This is a genomic window from Sphingomonas sp. CARO-RG-8B-R24-01, from assembly GCF_022662295.1.
GTDB lineage: Bacteria > Pseudomonadota > Alphaproteobacteria > Sphingomonadales > Sphingomonadaceae > Sphingomonas.
The window spans coordinates 280683-287625 of sequence record NZ_JAKNQI010000007.1; the positions used below are offsets into that span (position 1 = coordinate 280683).

The 6943-nt window shown below is 64.0% G+C and carries 7 protein-coding genes and 1 tRNA gene; 4 read left to right on the forward strand and 4 right to left on the reverse strand.

Annotated elements, in window-relative coordinates:
- Positions 1 to 64 precede the first annotated feature (64 nt).
- The 4 genes from L8G49_RS15300 to L8G49_RS15315 all read left to right on the forward strand — a co-directional run bounded on the left by L8G49_RS15300 (position 65) and on the right by L8G49_RS15315 (position 3767).
- Complete coding sequence (locus tag L8G49_RS15300) at positions 65 to 1048, forward strand: RcnB family protein (RefSeq protein ID WP_242186624.1); 984 nt, start codon at positions 65 to 67, stop codon at positions 1046 to 1048.
- Between the two features lie 73 nt (positions 1049 to 1121).
- A complete protein-coding gene (locus L8G49_RS15305) occupies positions 1122 to 1802 on the forward strand; it encodes a 2OG-Fe(II) oxygenase (RefSeq protein WP_242186625.1) in 681 nt (226 codons plus the stop codon).
- A gap of 58 nt (positions 1803 to 1860) precedes the next feature.
- Entirely contained in the window at positions 1861 to 3624 is a 1764-nt protein-coding gene (gene recJ / locus L8G49_RS15310) for a single-stranded-DNA-specific exonuclease RecJ (protein WP_242186626.1), read from the forward strand.
- Between the two features lie 68 nt (positions 3625 to 3692).
- Positions 3693 to 3767: transfer RNA gene (locus L8G49_RS15315), tRNA-Glu, on the forward strand.
- A 601-nt stretch (positions 3768 to 4368) separates the two neighbouring features.
- On the opposite strand, the gene L8G49_RS15320 is transcribed toward L8G49_RS15315, so the two are convergent.
- The 4 genes from L8G49_RS15320 to L8G49_RS15335 all read right to left on the reverse strand — a co-directional run.
- Positions 4369 to 4506, reverse strand: coding sequence for a hypothetical protein (locus L8G49_RS15320; protein WP_242186627.1), 138 nt, complete (start codon positions 4504 to 4506; stop codon positions 4369 to 4371).
- Between the two features lie 243 nt (positions 4507 to 4749).
- Positions 4750 to 5406: a GDSL-type esterase/lipase family protein gene (locus L8G49_RS15325; protein WP_242186628.1), complete on the reverse strand. Its 657-nt coding sequence runs from the start codon at positions 5404 to 5406 to the stop codon at positions 4750 to 4752.
- 114 nt (positions 5407 to 5520) lie between these two features.
- Positions 5521 to 6438: a diacylglycerol kinase family protein gene (locus tag L8G49_RS15330; RefSeq protein WP_242186629.1), complete on the reverse strand. Its 918-nt coding sequence runs from the start codon at positions 6436 to 6438 to the stop codon at positions 5521 to 5523.
- 113 nt (positions 6439 to 6551) lie between these two features.
- Positions 6552 to 6943: aldo/keto reductase (locus L8G49_RS15335; protein WP_242186630.1), on the reverse strand; the 392-nt coding region annotated here is incomplete at its 5' end.

Consider the following 6943-nt stretch of genomic DNA (forward strand, 5'->3'; position numbering starts at 1 on the left):
TGTGGCCGGTAGAAGAGATCAAACGGTGCGGTCTTCTGCCCTGCCGCGGTAAAGGACATATTCGATGCGCAAGACATTGCTCGCCGCCATCATCGCGGCATCTGCCTTGATCCCGGCTGCGGTAATCGCGCAGGACGGCGGAGAACGTCGCGGTCGCGGGGAAGGTCGCGCACAGCAACAGGCTCCCCGGCCGCAGGGGCAGCCGCAGGGTCAGGCCCAGCCCCCGCGTGGCGATCGCGGCCAGGATGGTGGTCGCGGCTGGCAACAGCGCGGGCCGGCCCAGGTCCCGGCACAACCGCAGACGCAGCCGCAGCCCCAAAATCAACCGCAGGCGCGGTTCGAACGCCCCGACCGTGGCGGCCGGCCGGATGGTGCCGGCGGTCGCGACGGCTACCAGCGGCCGGGCGGATGGGATCGCGGCGGACCCGCCGGGCGCGCTGCGGCGGGGCAAACGCAGGATCCCAATCTGCAGGGCGGCCGCAACGCCTTCGGTGGACAACGGCCGGGGCCCGCGGGCGACCAGCGCGGCGCAATCGACGCCGGCCGACGCGACAACGACGCGCGCGATGCGCAGCGCCGCGGCGATGGATGGCGCGGGGAGGATCGCCGCGGTAGCGACTGGCGTGGCGACGACCGCCGGAATTCGGGCGGCCGGGGCGATGACTGGCGTGGCCGAAACGGCCGGGACGGCGACCTGCGCGACGATAATCGGGGCTGGAACGGCAACAATGGCGGCGCGTGGAGCCGCGATTGGCGGCGGGACAATCGGTATAATTACAACGACTATCGCCGCCAGAATTACAGCGCCTATCGCCTACCCCGATATTATGCGCCCAGTGGTTGGGGCTATGGCTATCGCCGGTTCGGCATCGGTTTCCGGTTGAGTTCGATCCTGTTCGCGCAGGATTACTGGATCGACGATGCGGATGACTACCGCCTGCCCCCCGCGTACGGGCCCTATCGCTGGGTTCGTTATTATAACGACGCGCTGTTGGTCGATGTCCGCACGGGCTTCGTCGTCGACACGGTCTACGACATCTTCTGGTAATCGCTCCGGGGTTCGCGCAGGACGTCGCGCGAACCCCTTGTCTTTTTGCGCGCCCACGGCAAAGTCCCCGCCCATGGGTTTTTTCTCCAAGAAAGGTGGCGCGACGTCGCCAGTGCGCCGGGCGTTTGGCGAAACGGTGTCCCGGCGGCTCGAGGCCAATCCCGCGATCACGCGGTCGAAGGTGGACGAGGCGCAAATCTATCGCCACCCCGATTTCCTCGACGCGGCGACGTGCCGCAAGTTTGTCCAGATCATCGATGCCAATCGGCGCCGATCGACCGTGCTCGCCGAGGATGCCGTTCAGGAATTTCGCACCAGCGAGAGTTGCGACATGGATCGCTGGTCGCCCGACGTTCGCCCCACGGACGAAGCGATCGCTGCCCTGCTGGGGATCGATCCCGTGCACGGCGAGACAATGCAGGGGCAGCGCTACGCGGTTGGCCAGCATTTCCGCGCGCACAACGACTATTTCAACGAAGCCCAGCCGTATTGGCCGAAGATGATCGAAAGCGGTGGCCAGCGGACTTGGACCGCCATGATCTACCTCAACGACGTCGAGGAAGGCGGCGCGACCTGGTTTCCGTCGATCGGCGTTCGGGTTGCGCCCAAGGCCGGCTTGCTGCTCGCGTGGAACAACATGCGTCCGGACGGGAGCCCGAACCCGCAGACCCTGCACGAAGGCATGCCGGTGACCGCCGGCACGAAATACATCATCACCAAATGGTTTCGTGAAGGGAACTGGATCAAGGCGTAACGGGCGCCGGCATCGCGCGGCATTTGCGCCGCCCCGCCAATCCGGTACAGCCGCGCAGGTGAACACCGTCCTCAATATCGACCGCTCGATCCTGGGCCAGCCCTGGCGCTGGCGCTTGCTCGAAACCGACGCCCGCGACCCCGGCTTCGCCCCTGACGACCTGGTAACGCAGTTGCTGCTCGCGCGGGGGTGTCCGCGCGACGCGATCGACCTGCACAAGGCACCGAGCATCCGCGGCTTCATGCCTGACCCGTCGATTTTCCACGATATGGACAAGGCGGCCGAACGGCTTGCCGATGCGATCGCCGCACAGGAGCACGTCGCCGTGTTCGGCGACTATGACGTCGATGGCGCGACGTCCGCCGCGCTGGTCATTTTGTTGCTGCGCGATCTGGGGATCGAGGCACGACCGTATATCCCGGACCGACTGACCGAAGGCTATGGCCCGACCGGCGCGGCGCTGCTCCGCCTGAAGGACGAAGGCGCACGTCTCATCGTGACCGTCGACTGCGGCGCGCAGGCGTTCGAAGCGCTTGCCACGGCACATGACGCCGGAGTGGATGTGGTCGTGGTCGATCATCACAAATGTGCGGCTGCGCTTCCGCTGGCGCACGCGCTGGTGAACCCGAACCGTCTCGACGAGACCGATGGCGCGGCGCACGGTCATCTTGCTGCGGTCGGGGTGGCGTTCCTGCTTGGCGCGGCGCTGATCCGTACCCTGCGGGATCGGGGATTCTTCGCGGCGCGCGCGGAGCCGCGATTGCTCGACCTGCTCGACCTGGTGGCGCTGGGCACGGTCGCCGACGTCGCGCAGCTCCGCGGCCTGAACCGCGCGTTCGTGGCCCAGGGCCTGAAAGTGATGGCGCAGCGCCGCAATATCGGCCTCAACGCGCTGATCACCGCCTCCCGCCTGACCCGTGCGCCGACCTGCAGCGACCTGGGCTTTGCGCTCGGGCCACGGATCAACGCGGGCGGGCGCGTGGGCAAGTCCGACCTCGGCGTGCGCCTGTTGATCACGCGGGATCCGGCCGAGGCCGATGCGATCGCACAGGAACTGGATCGGCTGAACGAGGAACGCCGCGCGATCGAGGCGATCGTGCAGGAAGCGGCCGAGATGATCGCCCAGTCCAAGAGCAACCGGGCCGTTCTGGTGGTTGCCGGCCATGGGTGGCATCCTGGCGTGATCGGGATCGTGGCCGGGCGTCTGAAAGAGAAATACGGCCGCCCCGCGCTCGTTATCGCGGTCGACGATGCCGGGGTCGGCAAGGGGTCGGGGCGATCGATCCCGGGCGTCGACCTCGGTGCCGCCGTGCTCGCTGCAAAGGAGTCCGAGCTGCTGGTGGCGGGCGGCGGCCATGCGATGGCTGCGGGCCTGACCATCGCGGAGGACCGCATCGCGGCGCTCGACGATTTTCTGAGCGACCGGCTCGATGCCGCGGTCACGCGCGCCATGGGCGACCGAGCGCTGCTGCTGGACGCAGTGCTGACGACGGCCGGCGTCAATCCCGCGCTGGTTCAGGCGATGGAGGCCGGCGGCCCTTATGGCATGGGGTGGCCGCAACCGCGAATCGTCGCGGGACCGGTGCGCGTGGTCAAAGCCGATATCGTCGGCAACGGGCACGTCCGTGCAATCGTCAGCGGCGATGGCGGCGGAACGCTCAAGACCGTCGCCTTCCGCGCGGCCGAGACCGTGCTCGGGCAAGCGTTGCTGGGCGCCCCGCCCCACCGCCGGCTGTGGCTCGCCGGCCGGGCCAAACTGGATGACTGGGGATCACGTCCTACGGCCGAATTGCATCTGGATGACGCCGCTTGGGCAAATTGATGCGCAAAGTGCTTGACCACCGCCGAGACTTTGCCTAACCGGCCCTTCGCTCCCGAGCAATCGGGGACGGCCCCTTCGTCTAGCGGTTAGGACGCGGCCCTTTCACGGCTGAAGCACGGGTTCGATTCCCGTAGGGGTCACCAGCGTCAAGCTGAAAACGCCAGTATTCTACGCTTTTTGACGTGATGGTGGAAACGGCGCCCACATTCGGTCCCACACAATTCTCCGGCTTTGATGGGCAGCCCTGAAGCACCGTGAGAACTCCAACGCCATTTTCATGCACTCAGCGTTAAGGTGATAGTCCGGGATAGAACTCCTACCGCCCGGCAGCTTTGCGGCGGAATGACCCACATCCGGGCGTTCGAGGCGCCTTTTCAGATCCCCAACATCTGCCATTCGTTAATGTCATCTAGAGACCGGTTTGAAGGCCGACGGATCGTCGGCTGAACGACGATAACTGGTGGAAACCGGTCGTCATTGTCGAGGCAATCACAACGCCTAAAAAAGCTTCGCGGTTACCCGATCTTTAAACCTACCTGGCAAAGGTCGTCCTTCACACTGAGAGAACCCGATGAACCAGTTACAGCCCCACCCCCTAGCAATCCTTGTTCGAAATGCGGCAGCTCTGAGGAATTGGGCTCACGGGCAGCAATCAGGAGAGTCATCGCAGGCGCTCGGGGCACTCGGCGAGATCGTTGCGGCGATGCACCTAAAGGCTGACGTAGTAAGCCACGAGATAAATTCTTATGACCTCGTCGCCGGATCAACCCGGATCGAGGTGAAGACGAACGGCGGCCGGATGTCCGGCAGCAAGGATTGTGAGTTGGTCGCGCGCGTGGAGGTCGCGGCGAGCGCGGACGGCGGCGTGTCCGTGGAAAGCATCTCTACCCGCCCTCACCCGGATCCTGCCGACGGACACTCGCACTGGGCCCGGCTCCCCAACTTCAAATCGTTCCGAGTGCTCTAAAGCAATAACGTTGTCGGAGTCGTCCGGCTGAGATTGGGAGTGAGCGGAAGGGCAGCTTACAGTTGGCGTGGAGGTGATCGCTCTTCCCTACGGATCCGAACACCTCGACCCAGTTGTGGCCATTGGGATGGCCGCGTCAGCTTTCCAAAACTCGCCGTTCATTCACAATCTGCTTCCGCCTTATATTGACGTTTTCCGTACGGCGGCTCTTCCTTGTTTTCGTCAGTCTCACTGCTCAGGGTCTGCGCTTCGCGATCCAGAATACAGTCGATTGCCGGCAGCATAGCCGAGACCACAGCGGCGATCGCTTTGGCATTTGGATGCACTCTGTCCGCCAGCACCATGTCTTTATGACCCAGCACACCGGCGGGGAAGAACGGCCAAGTCGTTGCGGCGTGGAGCTTGGCCAAGGCTTTGTGGATGCCTGCGTAAGGCCCTGCCCTCTGCGCGAGCAACGGCGGCGGCGCGACGGTGGTGAGCAGCACCGGGACGCCGCAGCGGCCGAACTCGACGAGGATCGCCCCAAGGTTCGCTAGCGTGGATGACGGCGGCACCTGCCGGAGCACGTCGTTAGGTCCAAGCTGGACGATGGCGAGGTCAGGACGGCCTTCCAAGCGCGACAGCACCCAGGGCAGCCGCCGCAAAGCGTCCGCGGTGGTGTCGCCGGCGACGCCCGCATTGATCACCCGTGTGCCCGGAAATCCAGCGCTCAGGCGATGCTCCAGTTGAGTGGCGAAGCCATCGGCGGTGGCTAGACCGTAGCCGGCGACGAGGCTGTCGCCGAATGCCAGGATGAGCGGGGCTGATGTGGTCATGGGTCGCAGCAAAGATAGGTGCTATCGGTTCCATTTGTAACCATGCCTCGTCGTGCGCGGGTGTCGGGTAGCGTCGCCCCTTGTCAGCGCCTTCGTCTCCAAGATCGCCTTCGGCTAGGAGAACTCAATCGGCACGAACCGCAGCGCTAGCCGAAGAGGCAGATAGCCAACGATATCGCCATCAGACTGCAGTGGGGCGGGCTCTTCGCTTGTTATTTCTAATTCGGTGCAATTAAACTGTTTCGCACCGGGAATCTCTCCGACCGGAAGTCTTCGAAACATCGACCAGCAAAGCCGGAAAAAGGTCCGTCTTGAAGCATTTTGCAAGGCGATCACTTCGAAGGTCTGCGAGCGCATACTCGCTGTCGGGGCGAGCGACCACGAACCGGCAAAGTAGCGTCCTTTTGCAACATAGACTGCTTCACACACCAATTCCCGTTCGGAATTGCTCAGCGTGATCTTCACACGGGGCCAGCGGATCAAGAAGCCGTAGACGGCAACGATATATGCGGCCCTGCCGATGACCAGCTTCAAGGCGGGGAGGACGGCAGCGACCGCGTAGCTGTCAGGACCGACGCTTGCGCAACTTGCCATCGGAACGTCGCCAATAAGACCGACATGATGATACCCCCGGTGATCACCCTTCAGCACACGCTGTACGAATACCGCCGGGGCGATCGAATATCCAATCTCTCTCGCTACGAGGTTGACGGTTCCGTTAGGATAAACGCTGACGGAGATTTCGCGGCCAGATCCAATAAGCGCGGCAAGAACGTGACGCAGTGTTCCATCCCCGCCAGCACAACAGATATGCTGCGCGCGTCTGTCGATCATAAGGGGCTTGGACCCGTGGTCGCCATTAAGAACGGTTATACCCTCAGCCATGAACCTGCGTCGCAAGGCGGCCACGCGCCGGCGCGCGATCCAACCGGCGTGTGGATTGCTGAATAGCTGTACGATGCTGATCGTTGCCTGGGGCGTGGCGTCGAGCTGCGTTCCGGTCTGGGATCCGAGGTACGTTTCGCCTTTCATCGTGCAGGTTTGGACGCGACGACGTCAGCTGTCTGCCGACGTGTCAAAATCGCTCCAACGTCGGGCCCACACCTTTGGTGGCCTAACCTCGACAGCTACGTTCGTTACAAACGCTAGCCGCCGAAGCTGCGTGGGTCCGGTCCCAGCCGTCCAACCGGCGAGTCGAGCGCGTCGATAGCTGCCATGTCCTCCTCGTCCAGGATCAAATCCCGCGCCGCGAAATTGTCCGATAGGTGCTCCAAGTCGCTCGCCTTGGGAATGACAGCCAAACCGTGCGCGAGATGCCAGGCAATCACCACCTGTGCAGGGCTGCGCCGATGCTTGTCCGCGACCCGGACGATGGGCGCGCGTGTAAGCAAGTCCTTGCCTTGGCCGAGCGGGCTCCAGCTCTGCGTCACGATCTTATGCGCCTCATGATAAGACCGCGCTTCGCGTTGCTGGAAGCCGGGATGCAGCTCGATCTGGTTGACCGCCGGAACGACGCCCGTCGCTTCGACGATCCGCT